21 protein-coding genes and 2 pseudogenes are annotated in these 20,066 nt (G+C 72.0%); 6 read left to right on the plus strand and 17 right to left on the minus strand.

Features of this window, described 5'->3' with window-relative positions; translation table 11 throughout:
- Positions 1-7 precede the first annotated feature (7 nt).
- Positions 8-652, plus strand: a complete 645-nt coding sequence (locus AB0E24_RS32715) for a LysE family translocator (RefSeq protein ID WP_069871189.1) — start codon at positions 8-10, stop codon at positions 650-652.
- Between the two features lie 99 nt (positions 653-751).
- Here the strand turns inward: AB0E24_RS32715 and AB0E24_RS32720 are convergent, their stop codons facing one another.
- The 5 genes and pseudogenes from AB0E24_RS32720 to AB0E24_RS32740 form a co-directional block, all read right to left on the minus strand.
- Entirely contained in the window at positions 752-1,051 is a 300-nt protein-coding gene (locus tag AB0E24_RS32720; RefSeq protein WP_079256621.1) for a hypothetical protein, read from the minus strand.
- A 177-nt stretch (positions 1,052-1,228) separates the two neighbouring features.
- Positions 1,229-1,519 (minus strand): annotated as a pseudogene (locus AB0E24_RS32725) (M24 family metallopeptidase); the annotation flags it as partial.
- Between the two features lie 100 nt (positions 1,520-1,619).
- Positions 1,620-1,937: a winged helix-turn-helix domain-containing protein gene (locus AB0E24_RS32730; protein ID WP_174886379.1), complete on the minus strand. Its 318-nt coding sequence runs from the start codon at positions 1,935-1,937 to the stop codon at positions 1,620-1,622.
- Complete coding sequence (locus AB0E24_RS32735; RefSeq protein ID WP_069871193.1) at positions 1,934-2,398, minus strand: hypothetical protein; 465 nt, start codon at positions 2,396-2,398, stop codon at positions 1,934-1,936. Before AB0E24_RS32735 ends, AB0E24_RS32730 begins: the two co-directional genes overlap by 4 nt.
- Before the next feature lie 83 nt (positions 2,399-2,481).
- A pseudogene (locus AB0E24_RS32740) lies at positions 2,482-3,449 on the minus strand (pirin family protein).
- Between the two features lie 228 nt (positions 3,450-3,677).
- On the opposite strand from AB0E24_RS32740, the gene AB0E24_RS32745 reads away from it, so the two are divergent.
- The gene (locus AB0E24_RS32745; RefSeq protein WP_147966861.1) at positions 3,678-4,355 is read left to right on the plus strand and encodes a class I SAM-dependent methyltransferase; all 678 of its coding nucleotides are present in this window, start codon (positions 3,678-3,680) and stop codon (positions 4,353-4,355) included.
- 188 nt (positions 4,356-4,543) lie between these two features.
- Here the strand turns inward: AB0E24_RS32745 and AB0E24_RS32750 are convergent, their stop codons facing one another.
- The 7 genes from AB0E24_RS32750 to AB0E24_RS32780 all read right to left on the minus strand — a co-directional run bounded on the left by AB0E24_RS32750 (position 4,544) and on the right by AB0E24_RS32780 (position 11,471).
- Positions 4,544-5,554 carry a nitronate monooxygenase gene (locus AB0E24_RS32750; RefSeq protein ID WP_147966862.1) on the minus strand — a complete coding sequence of 337 codons (1,011 nt, stop codon included), beginning with the start codon at positions 5,552-5,554 and terminating at the stop codon, positions 4,544-4,546.
- A complete protein-coding gene (locus AB0E24_RS32755) occupies positions 5,551-7,170 on the minus strand; it encodes an AMP-binding protein (protein ID WP_359382456.1) in 1,620 nt (539 codons plus the stop codon). The genes AB0E24_RS32750 and AB0E24_RS32755 overlap by 4 nt, the downstream gene beginning before the upstream one ends.
- The gene (locus AB0E24_RS32760; protein WP_359382459.1) at positions 7,167-7,976 is read right to left on the minus strand and encodes an enoyl-CoA hydratase/isomerase family protein; all 810 of its coding nucleotides are present in this window, start codon (positions 7,974-7,976) and stop codon (positions 7,167-7,169) included. Before AB0E24_RS32760 ends, AB0E24_RS32755 begins: the two co-directional genes overlap by 4 nt.
- Before the next feature lies 1 nt (position 7,977).
- Positions 7,978-9,183: a CaiB/BaiF CoA transferase family protein gene (locus AB0E24_RS32765; RefSeq protein WP_359382461.1), complete on the minus strand. Its 1,206-nt coding sequence runs from the start codon at positions 9,181-9,183 to the stop codon at positions 7,978-7,980.
- Positions 9,180-9,950: an enoyl-CoA hydratase/isomerase family protein gene (locus tag AB0E24_RS32770; protein ID WP_206331640.1), complete on the minus strand. Its 771-nt coding sequence runs from the start codon at positions 9,948-9,950 to the stop codon at positions 9,180-9,182. The genes AB0E24_RS32765 and AB0E24_RS32770 overlap by 4 nt, the downstream gene beginning before the upstream one ends.
- Positions 9,951-9,989: 39 nt before the next feature.
- Positions 9,990-10,922 (minus strand): hydroxymethylglutaryl-CoA lyase, encoded by a 933-nt coding sequence (locus AB0E24_RS32775; protein WP_100808060.1) that lies wholly within the window; start codon positions 10,920-10,922, stop codon positions 9,990-9,992.
- A 63-nt stretch (positions 10,923-10,985) separates the two neighbouring features.
- Positions 10,986-11,471, minus strand: coding sequence for a MarR family winged helix-turn-helix transcriptional regulator (locus AB0E24_RS32780; protein ID WP_069871494.1), 486 nt, complete (start codon positions 11,469-11,471; stop codon positions 10,986-10,988).
- 113 nt (positions 11,472-11,584) lie between these two features.
- Here AB0E24_RS32780 and AB0E24_RS32785 point away from each other — a divergent pair, with 113 nt between their 5' ends.
- The gene (locus tag AB0E24_RS32785; RefSeq protein WP_069871497.1) at positions 11,585-12,946 is read left to right on the plus strand and encodes an MFS transporter; all 1,362 of its coding nucleotides are present in this window, start codon (positions 11,585-11,587) and stop codon (positions 12,944-12,946) included.
- Between the two features lie 78 nt (positions 12,947-13,024).
- On the opposite strand, the gene AB0E24_RS32790 is transcribed toward AB0E24_RS32785, so the two are convergent.
- The 3 genes from AB0E24_RS32790 to AB0E24_RS32800 form a co-directional block, all read right to left on the minus strand.
- Positions 13,025-13,714, minus strand: a complete 690-nt coding sequence (locus tag AB0E24_RS32790) for a phosphatase PAP2 family protein (RefSeq protein WP_359382466.1) — start codon at positions 13,712-13,714, stop codon at positions 13,025-13,027.
- Between the two features lie 297 nt (positions 13,715-14,011).
- Positions 14,012-14,947, minus strand: a complete 936-nt coding sequence (locus AB0E24_RS32795; RefSeq protein ID WP_069871215.1) for a M56 family metallopeptidase — start codon at positions 14,945-14,947, stop codon at positions 14,012-14,014.
- 97 nt (positions 14,948-15,044) lie between these two features.
- Complete coding sequence (locus tag AB0E24_RS32800) at positions 15,045-15,647, minus strand: DUF5134 domain-containing protein (RefSeq protein ID WP_206331636.1); 603 nt, start codon at positions 15,645-15,647, stop codon at positions 15,045-15,047.
- A gap of 242 nt (positions 15,648-15,889) precedes the next feature.
- Between AB0E24_RS32800 and AB0E24_RS32805 the strand changes: the two genes are divergently transcribed.
- Positions 15,890-16,309 carry a PPOX class F420-dependent oxidoreductase gene (locus AB0E24_RS32805; protein WP_079256611.1) on the plus strand — a complete coding sequence of 140 codons (420 nt, stop codon included), beginning with the start codon at positions 15,890-15,892 and terminating at the stop codon, positions 16,307-16,309.
- 154 nt (positions 16,310-16,463) lie between these two features.
- On the opposite strand, the gene AB0E24_RS32810 is transcribed toward AB0E24_RS32805, so the two are convergent.
- Positions 16,464-16,850, minus strand: coding sequence for a VOC family protein (locus AB0E24_RS32810; RefSeq protein ID WP_359382472.1), 387 nt, complete (start codon positions 16,848-16,850; stop codon positions 16,464-16,466).
- A gap of 87 nt (positions 16,851-16,937) precedes the next feature.
- Here AB0E24_RS32810 and AB0E24_RS32815 point away from each other — a divergent pair, with 87 nt between their 5' ends.
- Positions 16,938-17,495: a GNAT family N-acetyltransferase gene (locus tag AB0E24_RS32815; RefSeq protein ID WP_347237139.1), complete on the plus strand. Its 558-nt coding sequence runs from the start codon at positions 16,938-16,940 to the stop codon at positions 17,493-17,495.
- Between the two features lie 128 nt (positions 17,496-17,623).
- Here AB0E24_RS32815 and AB0E24_RS32820 read toward each other — a convergent pair whose 3' ends face one another.
- The gene (locus AB0E24_RS32820; protein WP_069871505.1) at positions 17,624-18,307 is read right to left on the minus strand and encodes a glycerophosphodiester phosphodiesterase; all 684 of its coding nucleotides are present in this window, start codon (positions 18,305-18,307) and stop codon (positions 17,624-17,626) included.
- A 308-nt stretch (positions 18,308-18,615) separates the two neighbouring features.
- On the opposite strand from AB0E24_RS32820, the gene AB0E24_RS32825 reads away from it, so the two are divergent.
- Positions 18,616-20,013: a DUF6421 family protein gene (locus AB0E24_RS32825; RefSeq protein ID WP_359382476.1), complete on the plus strand. Its 1,398-nt coding sequence runs from the start codon at positions 18,616-18,618 to the stop codon at positions 20,011-20,013.
- Positions 20,014-20,066: the final 53 nt, after the last annotated feature.

A 20,066-nucleotide genomic window follows, 5' to 3' on the forward strand; every position in this document is an offset into this window, starting at 1 on the left:
CGGACACATGGTGTCCACGGAAAGTGTTCTCACGTTCGCGGCGATGTCGCTGTTGGTGATCGTGATCCCGGGGCCGAGCGTGCTGTTCGTGGTCGGCCGGGCTCTCGCCCACGGCCGCCGTACGGCGCTCGCGACGGTCCTCGGCAATGTGATCGGCTGCTACGCCTTGGTGGTCGCCGTGGCGTGGGGCCTCGGCGCGCTGGTGGAGAGCTCGGTCGCCGTGTTCACGGGTGTGAAGCTGGCGGGAGCGGCGTATCTCATCTTCCTGGGTGTGCAGGCATTCCGGCACCGCGGGGAGATGCGGGTGGCGAACCTGCGCGCCCCGGCCGGTGAGCGGCGCGGCGATCTGCGTACGGTTCTGGACGGCATCTTCGTGGGGGTCACCAACCCGAAGGGCATCGTCTTCTTCGCGGCGGTCCTACCGCAGTTCGTGAATCACTCGGCGGGCCATGTCTCCGTCCAGATGCTGCTGTTGGGCCTGGTCCCGGTGACCATCGGCATGGTCACGGACACCCTGTGGGGCCTGGGCGCCTCGGCGGCGCGTTCCTGGTTCGCCCGCTCGGACCGCCGCCTGTCGATGGTCGGCGGGGCGGGCGGGCTCGCGATGATCGGCCTCGGTGTGACGGTGGCGGCGACCGGCCGCGCCGACTGACCGGCCCCGGCGGTGCGGCGGCCCCGGCGACGGTGCGGTCGCCGGGGCCGGGACGGATGGCCCGCCGGGTTTCTCTCGTCGGTCACATGGCGGATACGGTCAGTGGTCGTCCCAGTGACCCTGGTGGCTGGCATGGCGATGTCCGTCGTGGACATAGTCCACATGGTCCCCGTGCGGCACGGCGACATGGCCGCAGCCGTCCTGGTGCTGGTGGTCGTGGCCTTCATGGACGGTGTGACCGGCCGGTTCGCATTCGTCGATGTGGTCGTTGTGCGTGCGGTGCAGGTGGCCGTTGTGGACGTAGTCGATGTGGTCCCGGTGCGGCACGGCGACGTGGCCGCACTCCTTGCCGTGCTCATGGGCGTGGTCGCTGTGCGGCGTATGCGTGGAGGTGGTCATGAGGGCCTTCTTTCTCCCCCCTCGGCCTCCTCGGCTCCCTCTCGATTCTGCATCCGGGCCACCTCCCCTGTCATTTCCCGGTCACCGAGAGTCGATCGTCGCGTTACGCGGAGCTATCGGATGGCCACGGCGACGTGGCCGGGGAACGTGGCCGGGGGCCGGTCACAGGGTGAGCAGTTCCTCGTAGAACCCGCCGAACCCCCGCTCCTGGGCCGTACCGATTGCCCGGTCCGGCGGATTCTCCCGGTACGGCATGAGCGTGTTCGGCCCCGAACGCACGATGCGCTTGTGCCAGTGCCGGGTCGTACCGAACATCTCGTTCGCCAGGTCCCGGACCCGGTCGCTGACCGCCCGCTCTTCCTCCCCGGGCGCGACCAGCCCGCGCGCCTCGATCTCCGCGAAGAGCCGCGCGGCCTTCGCCTGGGCGGCCACCAGTCGTGCCGCGCGTGTGCGTTCGTCATCCGCCATGCGGCCAAACGTAACTATCCGGGATCACTCCCGACAACGCGATTCGATGCGGGTGGGGTCCCGGCGAACTCGCCGTCCCCGTGAGCCGGCGAACGCGGCCTCACACCGGAGGCCCCTCGGCCGGTGCCGTGGCGTCGGCGACGATTGCTCGCAGCGCCGCGATGTGGCCGTTGAAGGCGTCCCGGCCGGTGCTGGTGAGCCGGGCGCGCACCTTCCGGCGGCTGCCGCTGAGGCGGCGTTCCGTCGCCACGTACCCGGCTTCTTCGAGCGTCGTGAGCTGCTTGGACAGCGCCGAGTCGGACAGCTGGAGCCGGTCCTTGAGGAAGGCGAACTCCGCCCAGTCGGCGGCCGCCAGCGTCGCCACCAGCGACAGCCGGGTGCTGGGATGGATCAACTCGTCGAATCGCGCCTCCGTCATGCCCGCGCCCACCGCCGCAGAACGCGCAGGATCTCCGGTCCGCCGAACCCGACGACACCCGCGACCAGCGCCGCCGCCCAGATGCCGGCATGGTCGGCGCCATCGGCGTCGAGCGCGAGCGCCGCGAGGACCGTGACCGCGATGAGCCCGAAGAGCATGCCGACCACGACGAGCGGGATACGGCGACCGGCGACCGACGCGCTCACCCGCAGCCGATCCGTGCGTCGGCGCCCGTCGAGCAGGCGCGAGGCGAACACCCCGTGTCCCACACCGAAGGCCACGGTCGCGATCCCGGCCACCCAGGGCGACAGCACATTGCCGAGCACGGCCAGCAGGAGCCAGCCCGCCGCCATCGCCCACCAGTAACCGCGGGGCAGGCCGACTTCCTCGGCCACCTGACGCCGGGCGCGGTCGGCCGCGTCGAGGGCGCCGCGGGCCTGCTCCGGAGCGATGTCGTCCATGGCGGGACCTCACTTTCCTATCGGGAAAGTAAGAGTCCCGCTTTCCTGTCAGGAAAGTCAAGAGCCGGGCCCCGGCCGGGCGGTCAGCGGGTGCGTCCGCGCGGCTTCAGCGGCGCCGGGGGGAGTTCGGGGGCGCGCAGCGGGGCGCCGTCGTAACCGTGGACCTCACCGAAGCGCGTGCCCGCCGCCCAGTCCGTGCGGGCCTGCGTGATCTCCTCATGGGACCGCCCGATGAAGTTCCACCACATCACGATCTTCTCTTCGAAGGGCTCGCCGCCCAGCAGCATGAACGCGCTGTCCACATCCGCCCGCAGCGCAGCTCGGCGCGTCCGCAGCCGAGGTAGAGGAGCGAGCCGGGCGCGAGGCGCACCCCGTCCACCTCGGCCTCGCCGGACATGGTGAGCGCCGCGTACTCGAAGTCGGGCCGCACCGGCAGCCGGGCGTCGGTCCCGGCCGCGAGGGCGATGTCCGCGCCCATCAGCGGGGTGAAGGCGGTGCCGGGGGAGACCGCGCCGTCCAGTTCGCCGAGGATCACCGTCGCCCGCAGCCCTCCGCCGCCGGTCACCCGGGGCAGCTCGGCGTGGTGCTCCCACGCGGGGGCGATATGGCGGTCGCCGTCGGGCAGCGCGACCCACAGCTGGGCCCCGTGCAGCAGCCTGGCGTGCTCGCGCGGGGACTCCTCGGAGTGGGCGATGGCCCGGCCCGAGGTCATCAGCCCCAACTCGCCGGGGCGCACCGTCTGAAGGCTGCCCACGCTGTCGCGGTGCAGCACCTCGCCGTCGTGCAGCCAGCTGACCGTCTGAAGACCCATATGCGGATGCGGAGGGACCTGCATGCCCGGCTCCTGGGCGATGTCGTCCGGGCCGTAGTGGTCGATGAAGCACCAGGCCCCCACCATGCGCCGCCCGAGGTTCGGCAGCAGCCGGCGCACCATCGTGGATTCGCCAAGCGCGACTTCCTTGGCGGTCAGCAGTTCGCGGACCGGCCGGGCGGTGACGTCCTCGCGGCCGCCGCATACGGTGGCCGCGGGCCTGAGATCGAGATTGCTCATGACCGCACTCTCCTGTCGGGGACGACTCGCCCTCGTTCGTACGGCTCCGAGCGTAGCCGTACGAGGCGATCACCCCTGCTCGGGACGGCCGGGCCCCCGCGGCGGCGCTTCATCCGCCCTCGGCGACGGCCACTGTCAGGGGGAGCCAGGGGGATCTTTAGGGGGCGGCCGGGACGCCGCCGGAAGAAGAATCTATCCGGTGACCGTGTCGACCCTGAAGGAGATCGCATGCCGTCCACACTGCACACCGAGCCCGTGGCGACCGTCCTGGACGGACTGCTGGAGGCCGAGCGCGAAGGCGACGAGCGCGCGTTCGCCGAGACCGGTGTGACCGACCCGAAGGCGGCCTGGGCCGAGCTGGATGCCGGCCAGATGGCCGAGACGTTCAAGGACGCCTCCATGTCGGTGTCCAAGGAGGGCGGTGAGCTGCTCTATCTGCTCACCCGCGCGACCGGCGCCAGGACCGTCGTCGAGTACGGGACCTCTTTCGGCGTGTCCACCCTCTACCTGGCCAGCGCGGTACGGGACAACGGCGGCGGGCAGGTGATCGGCACGGAGCTCCAGGCGGACAAGGTGGCCAGGGCCACGGAGGCCATCGCCGCCGCCGGCCTCTCCGACATCGCGACCGTCCGGGTCGGCGACGCACGGGAGACCCTGCGGGAGCTGCCCGAGTCGGTGGACCTCCTGCTGATGGACGGCTGGCCCAACCTCAACCGCGCGGTGCTCGAGGTGGTGGAACCCCGGCTGCGCCGGGGCGCGCTGGTGCTCGTGGACGACATGGACATGGACTTCGGCTTCGATATGCACCGTGAGATGCGGGACTACCTCGCCGACCCCTCCAGCGGCTATCTCGCACTGCGCCTGCCCGTCGCACACGGGATCCTGGCGGGTGTGCGGCTCGGCTGAGCGCTCCGCTGGACGGCGCTGTTCCCGTGGGCGGCCGATGGCGATACAGGGGTCGCGGGCAGGCCGCGGCGTACGGCGGGAGGAACCGGGGACGGCACGATGGCGGACGTCCTCCCGCCGTGGCCGTGCGCCAGGCGCCGCCGGGAACGTCGGCGAGGGCGGGGCCGCGGATGACAGCTCCTCGCCGATCACCTCTCGGCCGCTTCCGCCGCGGCGGACCGCGGCTCGGGCACGACCGGCATCGGCAGGCGGGTGAGCGCGTCCCGGTACTCGGCGACGATGCGTTCCACGACGGTGGCCGCGGGGAGCACCGCGTCGATGAGTCCCGCGGACTGGCCCGCCTCCACCTTGCCCTCCCGGACCCGGCCGTACAGGGCGGCGTCCCTGAGGGTCGCGGCGTGGAACTCCTCGCGCCGCACGTCGAGTTCGGCGCCGGACTCCTCCAGGCGGCGCATGCGCTCGGTGAACTCGTTCTCCACCGCGCGGATGACACAGAGGCCGTGTCCGACGGTGCGGGTGCCGTCGACACCGGCGGCCAGGACGGCGGCCTGGTAGTCGGGGTGCACGGTGGCTTCCCGGGTGGCCAGGAAACGGGTGCCGAACTGGGCGGCGCCCGCGCCCAGGGCGAGCATCGCGGCCAGTCCGGAGCCGTCCGCGATCCCACCGGAGGCGATCACCGGTGTTTCGGGGACGGCCGAGACCACGGCCCGGACGAGGACCTGCGTGGTGACCATCGCGGGCGGCGGGTGCCCGCCGGCCTCCGCGCCGACGACGACAAGCCCGTCGACGCCCGCGTCGGCGGCCTTGCGGGCGTGCTCGACACCGGCGACGACATGCAGGCAGACGGTGCCGATGGCACGGAAACGCTCCAGGTAGCGGCGTGGCCCGCCCTGCGAGGCGATCAGTACGGGCGGCCGGCGGGCGAGGAGCAGATCGATGACGTCGTCGGCCCCCGCCCGGTGGAGCGGCAGATTGACCGCCCAGGGACGGCCGGTGCCGGCGGCCATCTCATCGAGGGTACGGGCCAGGTCGTCCAGGCGCATGGGCCCCGCGGCGACGACTCCGAGGCCACCGGCCCCGCTGACCGCCAGCGGCAGGGCCGAACACGAGGAGGCCCAGGACATACCGGCCTGGATGACGGGCAGGTCGATACCGAGCAGACGGGTGACGGGGGTGGGGATACGGATCACGCCGGTCATGCCGGTACCTCGTCGTCACGCTGTGCGAGCAGGCCGCGGGCGTGGGCGGCGAGCCGGTTCTTCCGCACCTTCGAGCTGGCGGTCATGCCGATCTCCTCGAACCCTTCGACGATGCGCAGATGGCGGGGCACCTTGAACCCGGCCATACGGGTGCGCGCCCAGGCGATCAGTTCGTCCTCGGTGGTGCCCGGTTCGGTGAGGACGACGAACGCGAACACCACTTCGACCAGTCGCTCGTCGGGGACGCCGACCACGACGGCCTGCCGCACCCGCGGATGGCGGTGCAAGGTGTTCTCCACGTCGGCCGGTGCGACGTTCTCGCCGCCGACCCGGATGATGTCCTTGGTGCGGCCCACGAAGTGCAGCCGGCCCGTGGCATCGAGCGTGCCGACGTCACCGGTGGCCAGCCAGCCGGCGGGGTCGATGGCGGCGGCGGTCGCCTCCGGCGCGTCCAGATAGCCCCGCATGACGTTCCAGCCGCGCACCAGGATCGAACCCGGCTCGCCGGGACCGCAGTCGCGGGTGTCGTCCGCGGCGCGGATGCGCACCTCGACGCCGGGCTCCGGCAGCATCGCACCGGACGCCCTGACCTGGTCGCCCTCCCACCAGCAGGACTGGGCGACATTGGGCGAGGCTTCGGACAGACCGTATCCGGCGACGCACTCGGTGGCACCCAGCTCGTCGATCACCCGGCGGATGACGGTGGGGGAGGCCGCCACCCACGCACCCCGCAGATGCAGTGTGCGGTGTGCGCGGTCGGGGTGGTTGAGCAGCATCAGCGCGATGGTGTCGTTGCCGGAGAAGTGGGTGCAGCGTTCGCTCTCCAACAGCCGCAGCGCCTCGGCCGGTTCGAACTTCGGCATGGTCACCAGCGTCGTGGCGTGCTGGATGGACGCCAGTACGGACAGGGTGCTGCCGGCGACGTGGAAGAAGGGCCGGGCGCTGTGGAAGCGGTCGCCGGGACGCAGGCCGAGGCGCGCACCGGAGAAGAACGCGTCGGCGCACATGCCGCGCTGGGTGAGCAGTACGCCCTTGGGACGGGAGGTGGTGCCGGAGGTGTACTGGACCAGCAGGATGTCGTCGGGGGCGCCGGTCGCGGGGGCGTCGCCGGTGGCCCCGGCCAGGAACCGCGGCCACGCCGTCGCCCACTCGGGTACCTCCTGCCCGCACACCACGACTCGCTCCAGGTCGGGCAGGCCGCGGCAGGTGGCCGTGGAGTCCTCGCCGAGGCCGAGTTCGCGCAGCATGGCGCAGAAGTCGACACGCAGGACGCGGTCGGCGACGAACAGCGTGGAGACCCTGGCATGGGCGAGCGTGTGCCGCACCTCGTCGGCGGTGTACCGGGTGTTGACGGGTACGGTCACCGCGCCGACCGAGCCCAGGGCGACGAACAGGGCGACCCAGCGCGGCCCGTTGCCGAGGCACAGGCCGATCCGGTCGCCGTGGCCGATGCCGGCGGCGGTCAGGGCGGCCCGGATCCGGGCGACCTCGGTGGCGAGTTCACCGTAGGTGATCCGCTCCTCGGCGGTGACCACGGCCTCCACGTCGGGGGCGAGCAGCGCGGCCCGCTCCAGCGCCTCGTGGGCGGTCAGGGGACATGCCGTCCTGAGGTTCATCGCTTCTCCTCGTCGGTGCCGGGCGCGTCGCCGGAGCCGCGGCGGGTGAACCGGTCGACGCCGTCGCGCCAGCCGTCGTCGGCGAGGCACTGCTCGATCGCCGCCATCTCGATCCTGATACCGCGATCGAGGTCCGTCTCGCCGCCCAGGTCGACGGCCCGTTTCGTCAACGCGATCGCCAGGGGCGGGGCCTTGGCGACGGTGCCGGCGATCTCCGCGCCGGTTCGCGTCAACTGCTCCTCGGGCACCACCCGGCAGACGACGCCCAGGTCGAGGGCTTCGGCGGCGGGCATGGAGCGGCCCGTGAACAGGAGTTCCTTCGCGCGGCGCCTGCCGATGACGCGTTGCAGCCGCTGGGTGGCGCCCACCGTGCCCCAGTGCGGCTCCGGGAAGCGGAACGTGGTGCCCTCGGCGGCGACGGCGAAGTCCGCGGCCAGGGCGATCTCCCCGCCGGATCCCACGACCGCGCCGTGCACGAGCGCGACGACGGGGCGGCGGCACCGTTCGATCGCGTCGTAGGCGGCGAACGAGGCGATACGCCTGCGGCGGACCCAGGCGGCGTCCCGGCCGGCCCGCTCCTTGAGGTCCGCCCCGGCGCAGAACGCGGGGCCCTGCGCGGACAACAGCACCACGCGGACGGAGTCGTCGGCGTCGAGTTCCTCGAAGACCGACCGCAGTTGTCGGCACATCGGCAGATCGACGGCGTTACGGGCGCGGGGCCGGGCCAGTTCGACACGGGCGATCCCGTCGGTCACCCCACAGATCACCCGCGGCTCCACGGGGGCCGGCTCGTCGGTCCCGGTCATCTCAGATCACCCCCGAGGCCCGCAGGCCGTCGATCTCGCCGCGGTCGAGCCCGGCGAGCTCCGTGAGCACCGCGTCGGTGTCGGCGCCCAGCAGCGGTGGGGCGGCGGCGGGCGGCGGTGCGCCGGTGGTCTCCCGCAGCGGGGTGCGCAGGGCGCGGAAGGTGCCCTCGGTGGGGTGCTCGAATTCCGCGACGACGTCCCGTGCCCGCGTGTGCGGGTCGGCCAGGGCCTCACGGACGCCGCGCACCTCGCCGGCCGGGATGTCGGCGGCGCGCAACTCCTTGAGCAGCGGATCGCGGTCCCGTCCCGCGATGGCCGTCCGCAGGGCGGTCATGACGCGGTCGCGCTCGGCGACGCGCCCCGCGTTGTGCCGCAGACCGGGATCGGCGGCGAGGTCGGCGAGACCGAGGACGGCGCACAGCGGTGCCCAGTGCTGGTCGCTGCCGCTGATGTGCAGCCAGCCGCGGTCTGCCGTCCGGAACGCGGCGGACGGGACCCGGCCGGGGTGCTGGGTGCCGGTGCGCACCGGATCCTCGTCCAGGGCGAACAGCCGCGCCGCGTTGAGGGCCTGAAGGCTGAGCTGGACGTCCATCATGGAGACGTCGTAGTGGCGGCCGCGGCCGTAGGCGGCACGCCCGGCCAGACCGGTGAGCGCGGCGATGGCGACCCACAGTCCGGAGGTCATGTCCGCCACCGGGATCCCGGCCTTGCTGGGCGGCCCGTCCGGTTCCCCGGTCATCGCCATGACGCCGGACAGCGCCTGGAAGACGGTGTCGTAGCCCTTGCGGGCGCGGTCGGGGCCGCTCTGCCCGAAACCGGTGGCGGACACGTACACCAGCGCCGGGTTGTCCGCGGCGAGCCGGTCGTATCCCAGTCCCAGCCGCTCCATGGCGCCGGGCAGGAAGTTCTCGACGACGACGTCGGCGCGGGTGGCGAGGCGGCGGGCGAGGTCCTGGCCCCGGGGGTCCTTGAGGTCGAGGGTGATCGAGCGTTTGCCGCGGTTGAACGCGAAGAAGTAGGCGCTCTCGCCGTGTGGCAGACAAGGCTCGAAGCCACGGGTCTCGTCGCCGCCGCCGGGACGTTCGACCTTGATGACGGTGGCTCCCAGCTCGGCGAGGATCTGGGTGGCCAGCGGGGCGGCCAGGACCCGCGAGAAGTCGAGGACGGTGATGCCGTCGAGCGGGCCGGGCGTGGGGTGCGCGCTCACCGGCGGAACCCCCGCATCAGTGCGTTGACGTCCTGTCCGGCCCGCATCGCGGCCTCGGTCGGCAGATCGGCGACGCGGTAGAAGAGGTCCTTGGCCGCGTGGATGGCGCGGGGCTCCACGGCGGCCCACCGCTCGGCTGTGCCGAGCGCGGCCTCGACCACCTGGTCCGGTTCGACGACGCGGTTCACCAGACCGTGCGCCGCGGCCTCGGAGGCCGAGAGCAGCCGGCCCGTGCTGATCAGTTCGAAGGCGAGCTTGCGGCCCAGGTGACGCTGGAGCCCGGTCATGACCAGGGCGGGCACGATCGAGTGCCGCAATTCGGGGTAGCCGAACTTCAGGTCCGTGCCGGCTATGGCCATATCGGCGCCGACGGCGAGCCCGGCGCCACCGCCCACCGCGGCGCCGCGCACCGCGGAGACGACCGGTGTGCCCATCCGCTGCATCTGCGTCTGAAGGCGCGCGGTGAGCGCCGCCCGCTCCAGGACGGCGTCCGGTTCGTCCGGAGTGAGGGTGGAGAACTCCGACAGGTCGGCGCCCGCGCAAAAACCGCGGCCGGCGCCGGTGAGGACGACGGCACGGACCTCACCGTCGTCCTCGGCCGCGGTGAGCGCGGTGCTCAGGGCCCGGGTGAGCGCGGTGTTCAGCGCGTTGAGCTTGTCGGGGCGGTTGAGGGTGAGGACGCGGACCGGGCCGCGGTCCTCGACGAGCAGCACATCGGCGGCCGCTTCGTCCGTGTCGGCCGGCTGCCCGCTGGTCGTGACGGTCACGGAAGATTCTCCTCGGGGATGCGTGGGGGGTGGGGCGGGTCAGGCGGCGGCCGCGGAGCGGGCGAAGCCGGCGCGGGCCACCATGCTGTGCAGGGGACGGCCCAGCGCCTCTTCGCAGGCCCGGGAGGCGGCGGCGAGCGCGTCGAGGTCGATACCGGTGTCGGCCCCCATCGCCTCGAACAGGCTCACCAGGTCCTCGGTGCAGACGTTTCCGGTGAGGCCGGCTCCGTAGCCGATCCGCGACGGATGGCCGCCGACGCCGCCCAGGGCGCTGTCGAAGTGGCGGCAGCCCGCGTCCAGGGCGGCGACCGCGTTGGCGATGGCCGTGCCGCGGGTGTTGTGGAAGTGGGCGACGACCGGCAGTCCGGGGTGGGCCCGGTCCAGCCGGGCGAAGAGGCCGGTGACGGCCGCGGGGGTGGCGACGCCGGTGGTGTCGCCCAGGGTGACGGCGTCCGCGCCGAGGTCGACGAGACGGGCGACGTCCTCGGCGACCCGGCCCGGGTCGACGGGGCCTTCGAAGGGGCAGCCGAACGCCACGGACACCACCCCGATCAGCCGGAACCGGCCGCCGGCCAGCGCGACCATCTCGGCGACACGCTCCCACTGCCGCTCCCGCGTGGTGCGCAGGTTCTTCCGCGTATGGCTCTCGCTGGCCGACACCAGCAGGCTCAACTCCTCGGCGCCCGCTCCGCGTTCGAGGTCGGCCAGGGCGCGCTCGACGGCCCGCGGGTTGGGACACGTCGCCTTGAACGCCACACCGGGGCGGTGGGTGACGCCCGCCAGCACATCGCTCGCGTCGGCGAAGGCGGGAACCCACCGCGGATGGCTATAGCCGGTCGCCTCGATGCGGCGGAAGCCGGCGTCGGCGAATGCCTCCAGCAGGGCAATCTTGGTTTCGGTGGGCACGAACGCGGGTTCGTGCTGGAGCCCGTCCCGGGCGAAGCATTCGCAGATCGTGACCGCGTCGGTCATCGAGCCACCTCCTCATGGATGACCTCACCACAACTACCCCTCCTTTGTTGATAAAGTCAACACTTAAGCGTCGTCGAGCTGATCCCGCTCCCGTCGTTCCAGAGACAGCGCGAGATCGGTGAGCTTGTCCAGGGCGCGCCCCAGCGCCCGTGCCTCCTCGTCGGAGAGGACCTCCGCGAAGGCCGCGTCCCGCTCGTTCGCCGCCGTGATCAGGCCCCGGTACACCGTCAGCCCGGCCTCGGTGAGGGCGAGTTGGCGGCTGCGTCCCGGGCCTGCGGTCCGGCTGACCAGACCCCGCTCCACCAATCCTCGTACCACCCGGCTAACCTGCGCTTTATCCAGCCCCGCCCGCCGGGCCAGGCGGTTGAGGGTCAGAGTCGGGTCGGCCGCGATCAATGCGATCGAGCGCCACTCGCCGAGGCTCACGTCGAACTCGCGGCGGTACCTCAGGGCCGCGCTGCGCGACAGTGCCGACGATGTGCGCGACAGCCGGTAGGACAGCAGCTCGGAGATCGGTACCAGGTCTCCGCCACCCTCACGTTTCACCATGGGCGGCATGGTATCTCCGTAGGAAGTGTTGACTTTATCAACGGAAGCGGCGGAAACTCGCACCGCTCGCCGCCCCGGTGACGCAGCCGCTCATCGCAAAGGAGTCGTACGTCGTGGCCGACCCTTCAACCCTCACCGGATCCCAGGACACCGACGCCGCCGAAGCATCCTCGGTCGACCGCACCGCGACCTACCGCACGATCGCCTGGCGCCTCATGCCGCTCCTGGTCATCTGCTACGTCGTGAGCTTCATCGACCGCACCAACATCGGCATCGCCCAGCAGGGCCTCGAACGCGACCTCGGCTTCGGCTCCGCCGTCTACGGCCTGGGCGTGACCCTCTTCTTCGTCGGCTTCATCCTCTTCGAGGTGCCCAGCAGCGCCCTGCTCGCCCGGATCGGCGCCCGTAAGACGCTCGTGCGCATCATGGCGTCCTGGGGCGCCGTCACCGTCGCCACATCACTCGTCCAGAACGAGATCACCTTCTACATCGCCCGGTTCCTCCTCGGGGTCGCCGAGGCCGGTTTCTTCCCCGGGGCGCTCTACTTCCTGTCCCGCTGGTTCCCCTCCGACCGGCGCACCCGCATGACCGCGGTGTTCTTCGCGGGCGTGCCCATCTCCGGCGTCGTGGGCTCCCTGATGTCCGGTGGCATCATGCACACCTTCGGCGGCGTCGCCGGCCTCGCCGACTGGCAGTGGCTCTTCGTCATCGAGGGCATCCCCCCGATCGTGCTCGCCGGGGTCGTCCTCCTGTGGCTCGTCGACGAACCCGGACAGGCGCGGTGGCTGACCCCCGCGCAGCGGGCTGCCGTACGCGCGGACCTCGACGCGGACCAGCGGCGCAAGGGCGACGAGGAGGCGGCCGGCGGGCACGGCGGTCTGCGTATCGCGCTGCGGGACCCCAAGGTGTGGATCATCGGTCTGTGCGCCTGCGGCGCCTACACCCTGGCCAACGCCGTATCGTTCTGGACGCCGAGAATCATCGCCGAGGCGGGCGTCGGCGACGTCCTCGACCTCGGGCTCTTCTCCGCCCTGCCGCCCCTGCTCGGCATCGTGGTCATGCTGATCGTGGGACGGCACTCCGACCGCACCCTCGAACGCCGCTGGCACGCGGCCCTCAGCTGGACCGTGGCCGCCCTCGCGATGGTCGCGCTCTCGGTGTCCAGCGGCAGCGTCATCGTCGTCGTGGCGCTGCTGGCGGTCCTCGCCGCGGCCCACTACTCCGGCCTCACCGTGTTCTACTCGATCCCCTCCATCTACCTGGGAGAGCGCGCGGCAGCCACCGGCATCGCCCTCGTCACCTCGATGGGCTCGTTCGCCGCTGCCGCCTCCCCGTCCCTGCTCGGCTTCATCCAGGCCGGCACCGGCAGCCTCGCCCTCGGCCTTCAGATCAGCGCCGGCATCGTGCTGCTCGCCGTCGCCCTGCTGCTGCTCGGGGTCAAGGCAAGCGATCTGCGGGAACGACGATCCCCTTGAGGTGTGCGGCGGGCCGCCCGCGCGGCTCGTGGCCCCGGAGGCGTCGGCGGGAGGCGTGCCCCTCCCGCCGACGATCGCTCATGACCGCACTTTCCCCTCGGGGGACGCCCGGCGCTCGTTCGTACGGCTCCGGACGCAGCCGTACGAGGCGATCGCCGCGTACACCAGCGCCGCGCCCAGCAGCCAGCCGGCCAGGACGTCGCTGGGCCAGTGGACGCCCAGATAGAGGCGGGTGAAGCCGACCCCCAGCACGGACACGGCGGCCACGACGGCCAGGAGCCGCAGCCACTTCGTGGGCGCCCCGTGCAGCGTCAGCAGCCACAGCAGCAGCCCGAAGGTGACGGTGGTGGTCAGGGCGTGGCCGGACGGGAAGGCCGCGTAGTGCGCCGAGTCCACCGGATCCGGCCACTGGGGACGTGCCCGGTCGACGCCGGCCTTGATCGCCTGTTGCAGCGCCGTGCCCGCCGCCGCCGTGACGGCGACCCAGAGGGCGAGAAGCCACTCCCGGCGCCACAGCAGCCATCCCACGGCCACGGCCAGCAGCGCACGCATCGTCCAGGGGTCCCAGACCCAGTCCGTGAGCACTCTGTTGGCCTTGGTCCAGCCGTGGTGCTCCACGGCGGAGCGGTGCAGGGCGACGACGATGTCCCGGTCGGTGCTTCCCAATGGCCCCCAATGGGTGGCCACCAGGGCGAGCAGCACCAGGAAAAGTGCGGTGAACACGGCCGCGGTGAGGGCGGCTCGGCGGTGGAGGGTTGCCGGCTGCATGGGTCGATGATCGCCGACGGGCGGGCCCCGGGGCCAGGAGGCCCTTATGGCGGGCTGGGAGTCCTGGGGTCCTTACGGTCGTCCGGGAGACCAGGGGTCCTTACCGTCATCCGGGAGACCACTGCCCTTACGGTCGTCCGGGATGCCGGGGGTCCTCACGGCGGTCGGGGAGGCCGGGAAGCCCCCGCGGCGGCCCCGGAGCCAGGGGGCCCTGGTAGGCCCGGCCGGGGACCCTTGTGATGGGCTGGTGATGGGCTGGGCGGCCACAGGCCGGGCGGCTTTGTGCGCCGCGGGCGGCTACCCCAGCACCCGCAGCGCCGGGACCAGGGTGACCAGGAGCGGGACGACAGGGACGAGCGCCGCGGTGGCCGTAAGGCGCCAGCGGCGCGCCACCGGAAGGCGGGAGGCCGGGGCCAGCAGCCGGTCCACCCGCTGTGGAACCTGGGCGAGCGCGCTGGGGCAGGGGCCGAACACCCCGCGGTCCTCGTTGAGTTCGACGAGCGCGAGCGCGGTGGTCGTCCGCCCGAAGCGCCGTGACGCGGAGTCGTCGGCGGCCAGTTCGACCAGCCGGTACACCTCGTCGCGGAACGCCGCGAACATGGTCACCTGCGGAAAGCCGGTGGCCAGCGCGCCCGAGCAGTGCAGCAGCCAGTGGTGGCGGGCGCGGGCGTGGCCCTGCTCATGGGCGATCACGGCGTCCAGCCGACGGCCCTTGAGGCGGCGCAGCGCCGCCGTGGTGATGACGAGCTGGGGCGTGGTGCCCGGCAGCCACCAGGCGTCCGGCTTCTCGCTCTCCAGGACGACCAGACGCTCCCCGCTGGGCTCCTCACCGGGCAGGACGGGGGAGCGGACGAGGAGTTCGGCGCGGTGCTGCTTGCGCCAGGCGCGGGCGCGGCCGATCTCGCGGGTGAGCATCACCGCGCTCCAGACGGCCCCGAAGGCGAGCACCAGGGCGATGGGCGCGGCCAGCGGCCCGTAGCCGGACAGCGCGTACGCCTCCACCACGCCCTTGGGCGCCGGGGCGAAGACATTGCCGCGTACGGCGTCCCAGGCGGCCGCCGCCGTGAGCGCCATGGTCAGCGCACAGCACAGGAGCACCCCGACGACCACGCACTGCCACACCCAGAGGGCGAGCACAGGTTCGCGGTCGATCCAGTCGGAGCGGGAGAGCAGGCGCGGCGCCATTGCCGCCGCCAGTGCGCCGAGGCCCATCAGCGCGAACGGGACCATCATGGCGGTCAGCCTATGATCGCGACGCCGGGGCCGGGTACGGTCACGACGGGGAAGTGACGCACACCACGGTGTGGCCACGACGCGGCCGCAGCGCCGGTCACAGCGTGACCAGCATCGCGAACATCCCTATCCCCATCGACAGCCTGCACGCATGCCGCAGCTCGGGCCGCCGCGACCAGTCGGCGCCGGACGGACCGGCCCCCGCGCCGTCCACGGCGCCGTCCGTCAGCGGTATGAGCCGCAGCCCGGACCGTACGACGTAGACCGCGAAGTACAGAAGCAGTACCCCGGTCAGGAGCGGCACCCCGCCCGCCATCCGGTCCGGGGCCATCGGACCGGTGTGATGGTGACCGCCCGTGCCGCCCACCATCATCGCGAGCGCCATATAGACCATCGCCAGCGCTCCGACGGCGTGGTGCAGACGGTGCCCCGGGAACCCCGCGCCCCGCTCCACGGGCAGCAGGGCCCTTACGGCGGCCACGGCGAAGACTCCCGCGAAGGCGAGCGGACCCCAGGGCCGTGGGTCCAGCGCGGTGGACGGCACCGCCATCGCCGCCATGCCCCACCCCATCAGCGCCTCGGCGGCCGCGATCCGCCGCACCGGACCGGGCGGCTCACCGCGCATCTGAAGCAGACAGTAGGCACCCGTGGCCGCGCACAGCGCGACCAGCAGCCAGCCGACGAGCGGACTTCCGTGCACGGCACACCTCCCGGAAGAGGGACGTATTACCAGGAGACATCCCCTGCGGCGCCACCACACACGGGAGCGCACGGGCGCAGTGGGGGAGCGCGAGGCGTGCGGAGTGGCGCGGAGTGATAGGGAGCGCGGGGCGCGGTGTGGCACCGTGAGACATGCGGCCGTGGATCATGCAGGCCCCAGCCGCACCACGGGTCGTGAACGCCCATTCCAAGAGAACGTCTGTTCCAAGAGGAGGAGAGCCCGTGTCGAACCCACCGCTTCCCGAGGCCGCGGTCGCCATGCTCGAGAAGCCCAATCCGGCCGTGATCGCGACGATCCGCTCCGACGGCCAGCCGGTGTCCACCGCCACCTGGTACCTCTGGGACGACGGCCGGGTCCTGGTCAACATGGACGAGGGCCGCAAGCGGCTCAGCCATATCCGCAACGACCCCAGGGTCACGCTCACCGTCATCGACGAGGCGAACTGGTACAACCACATCAGCCTCATCGGCCGGGTCGTCGAGATCGAGGACGACAAGGATCTGACCGGTATCGACCGGCTGTCCCGGCAGTACCTCGGCCGGGAGTACCCGCGGCGGGACCGCGGCAGGGTCAGCGCCTGGATCGAGATCGACCGCTGGCACGGCTGGGGCGAGCACAAGGAGAACAGCCAGCCCGGCTGATCCCCCTCCCCGACACCGCCCGCCGTCCGCCCCACCACCCCCGGCCTCCCCGAGCCGTGGCGGGCGGACGGCACCCGGGCGAGCCGCGTCACGCAAGCTCCGGCACGGCGAGGCACGGCGTCGCGCACATCCGGACCGTGAACCCCAGGAGGACTCAGGGCCGGTAGCGCAGCGGATGGTCCTCGGGGACCTCCACGACCGCGATACGAACGCCGTCCGGATCCGCGATCCACATCTCCACCAGCCCCCACGGCTCCTTCTTCGGTGGCCGCAGCACCTCCACCCGCCGCGCGGTGAGCTCCTTGTGCGCCGCCGCCGCGTCCGCCACCTGGAGCCACAGCTGGAGGCCCGGGGCGGGTGGGGTTTCGGAGCGGCCCGAGACCTCGAGGAAGCCCCCGCCGAGGAAGTAGACCGTGCCGCGCTCGGGGCCCGTCCCGAACTCCCGGTAGATCTCCAGGCCCAGGGCCTCGCCGTAGAACGCCCGCGAGCGCTCGGGGTCCATCGGCCGCAGCAGGACGCGGCTGCTCAGTACGTGAACCATGTCCGCGACCATACGCAACCCGGCCCGTTCGGAGCGGGTTAAGGTCTATTTGCCGCCACCGATCGCCGAAGGGACCCTGTCGACACCATGGACACCGCGGACGCCACCGTACGAGCCACCGCCCCGCTCACCTTCCGCCCGGCCACCGAAGCCGATGTGGCGGGGCTGGTGGAGCTGATCGAGTCGGCCTATCGAGGGGACGCCAGCCGCGCCGGATGGACCACGGAGGCGGACATCCTGGACGGGCAGCGCACCGACCCGGAGGGTGTCGCGGCCGTGGTGCGGGGCGAGGGCAGCCGGATGATGATCGTCGAGCGGGACGGTGAGCTGGTCGCCTGCTGCCAGCTCGAGCACCGCGACGACCACGCCTACTTCGGCATGTTCGCGGTCCGGCCCGCGCTCCAGGGCGGGGGCCTGGGCAAGGTGATCCTCTCCGAGGCCGAGCGGTTCGCGCGGGCGGAGTGGGGGGTGACGGAGATGCGTATGACGGTGATCTCCGCCCGTGAAGAGCTGATCGCCTGGTACGAGCGGCGCGGCTACGCCCGTACCGGCCGGATGACCCCGTTCCCGTACGGCGATGAGCGCTTCGGCGTGCCGCGCCGCGCCGACCTCGAGTTCGAGCTGCTGATCAAGCCCCTCGGCTGAGGGCCTCCGGGTACCCGGCTGAGCGCCTCCGGGCACCCCGCTGAGCGCCTCCGAGCGCCGCCGCGCCGCCTGCGCCGTACGGGTGAAGGCGGCCCGCACGGGCACCACGCCGTGGACCTGCGCGGGCGTCATGCCGTGAAGCGTGCCGCCCGCCGGATCTCCGGGAAGTCGGTGGTGGCGCCGTCCAGGCGGAGGCCCCGGACCAGCTTCAGATGGTCGGGGGTGTTCACGGTCCAGCCGATGACCCTGAGGTCGGCGGCGTGCGCCCGTTCCACCAGCTCCAGGGTGAGCCTGCGGACATTGAGCACCAGCATCCCGGCGCTGACGGCGTGCGCCCGGTCGATCACATCGAGCCCGTAGCGGCTGGCCACGAGCGCGGTGCGGGCGGTCGGGAGCAGAGTGCGGATCTCGGCGAGCGCCTCGTCGTGGAAGGACAGGATGTCCACCCGGTCCAGCAGATCGCGGCGGTCCAGCACCCCGGCCAGCGCGCGGGCGGCCGCCGTGTCCTTGATCTCGGCCTGAAGGGGCGCCTTCACGGCGTCCACGACCTCCTCGAAGACCGGGATCCGCTCACCCTGCCCGGCGTCCAGCTCACGCAGCTCGGCGAGGGTGAAGTCGCTGATCGGGCCCTTGCCGTCGGTGGTGCGGTCGACATCCGCGTCGTGCATCACCACGAGCGCGCCGTCCTTGCTCAGGTGCAGGTCCAGTTCGATGACGTCCATGCCCTCGTGCTCGGCGCGGACAAAGGAGCGCAGAGTGTTCTCCGGCTCGACACCCATCACTCCGCGGTGTCCGATGGTGAGAAATGTCAACGCTGTCTCGCTCTTCTGACGGCCCTCGACGGCCTTCGCCGGGTCGTCTTCGTCGGGTCGGGGGAGGCAGTGGGAAGGCGGAATCATCGGCTCGCGGCGGACGGGCCGCCCGGACCGGCGCACACCATACCGGCCGATCATGACGGGAGAGTTCAAGCGGGGCCGTGGCATGAGCCGAGCCGATGGGGGCAGGAAAAACTGCGGTGGTGCGGGTGTGACGCAGGACGATTTCCCGTACCGTCGCTTGAGCGAGGGAGTGTCCATAGATACGGTGGTCATACGCGAGTTTCTTCGGTGAAGGAGTGGCCATGACGGAAATCTTTTCGTCCGTGATAGCTGAAGGTGGCGTTCTGTCCGCAGAGCGTGTGGTCGAACATCCGGCCTGGCCGATCCTCAAAGACGCTGTCGAAACGTTTCGCCCGTGGCAGTCCAAGGACGGTTCCATCGACTTCGACGCCGAGGGCGCACCCACCCGGGAGACCGCCGCGGCGACCGTTGCCCGGGTGATCGAGGCCGTCGAGGCGCTCGCCCCGCTGCTTCCGCACGACGCCGACTACCACCGGGCGGCCATCGCGGATCTGCGCCGCTGGACCGAGGAGGGCTTCGGCGTCCCCGACTTCCTCGACTCGCTGCTCGCCTTCCAGCCCGCCCGTATGCGCGCCGACGGCCTCCAGCACCTCGTGGTCTTCCCCATGTACACGCAGAACGGCAACCCGGACCGCAACCTGGAGGCCGTGGTGCTGAGCATGGTCTGGCCGGACTGGCTGGCCGAGCTGGAGCGCGCCCGCTATGACAATCCGCTCTACTGCGGCCTGGCCTTCGAGGACTTCACCTCCGGCTACGACACCAACTCCGCGGTGCTCTTCCCGGAGACCATCGCCGTCCGCGAGGCCCCCGAGCGGTTCACCTGGGGCGGTATCTTCTGCGACCGCGAGGCGGCCCGCTTCCGCCGGGTCAGCGAGGCCGCCGTCCGGGCCCTGGGGCTGGAACTCCCCGACGACATCCGGGACATGCTGGCCGACCAGCGCCGCTGCCAGGAGGCGTTCGCCCTGTGGGACATGGTCCACGACCGCACCCACAGCCATGGCGACCTGCCGTTCGACCCCTTCATGATCAAGCAGCGGCAGCCGTTCTGGATGTACGGGCTGGAGGAGCTGCGCTGCGACCTCACCGCATTCAAGGAGGCCGTGCGGCTGGAGGGCGAGGGCGTGGCGCAGGGCCGTGACGTCCAGTACGCGGTGATCTTCGACCGGATGTTCCGGTTCCCCGTCACCGGCGCCCGGGTCCGTAACTACGACGGGCTCGGCGGCCAGTTGCTCTTCGCCTACCTCCACCAGCACGACGTCGTACGCTGGACGGACAACACCCTGCACATCGACTGGTCCCGCGCCTCGCAGGCCACCAACCAGCTGTGCGGCGAGATCGAGAAGCTGTACCGCGACGGTATCGACCGGCCCAAGCTGGTCCACTGGTTCAAGGCGTACGAGCTGGTGTCGACCTACCTCGCACCGCACCCCGGCTCGGTCTGGGCCAAGGGCCCCGAAGCCCTCGACCTGACCCAGCCGCCGCGCAAGCTCGTCGACGACGTGCTCCCCGACGAGTTTCCGCTGAGCATGTTCTACGAGGCGCTTGCGAAGAAGCTGCGTGACGTGGTCGCCTCCACCAAGGGGATCACGGCCGGCAGCGACCTACCGGCGGCGGCATGAGCCCCGCGGCGGCGCACGGCGCCCGGGCGGGGAAGGACGAGGAGGCAGCGAGC

The sequence above is a fragment of the Streptomyces malaysiensis subsp. malaysiensis genome (genome assembly GCF_040653035.1).
Taxonomy (GTDB): Bacteria; Actinomycetota; Actinomycetes; order Streptomycetales; family Streptomycetaceae; genus Streptomyces; species Streptomyces malaysiensis.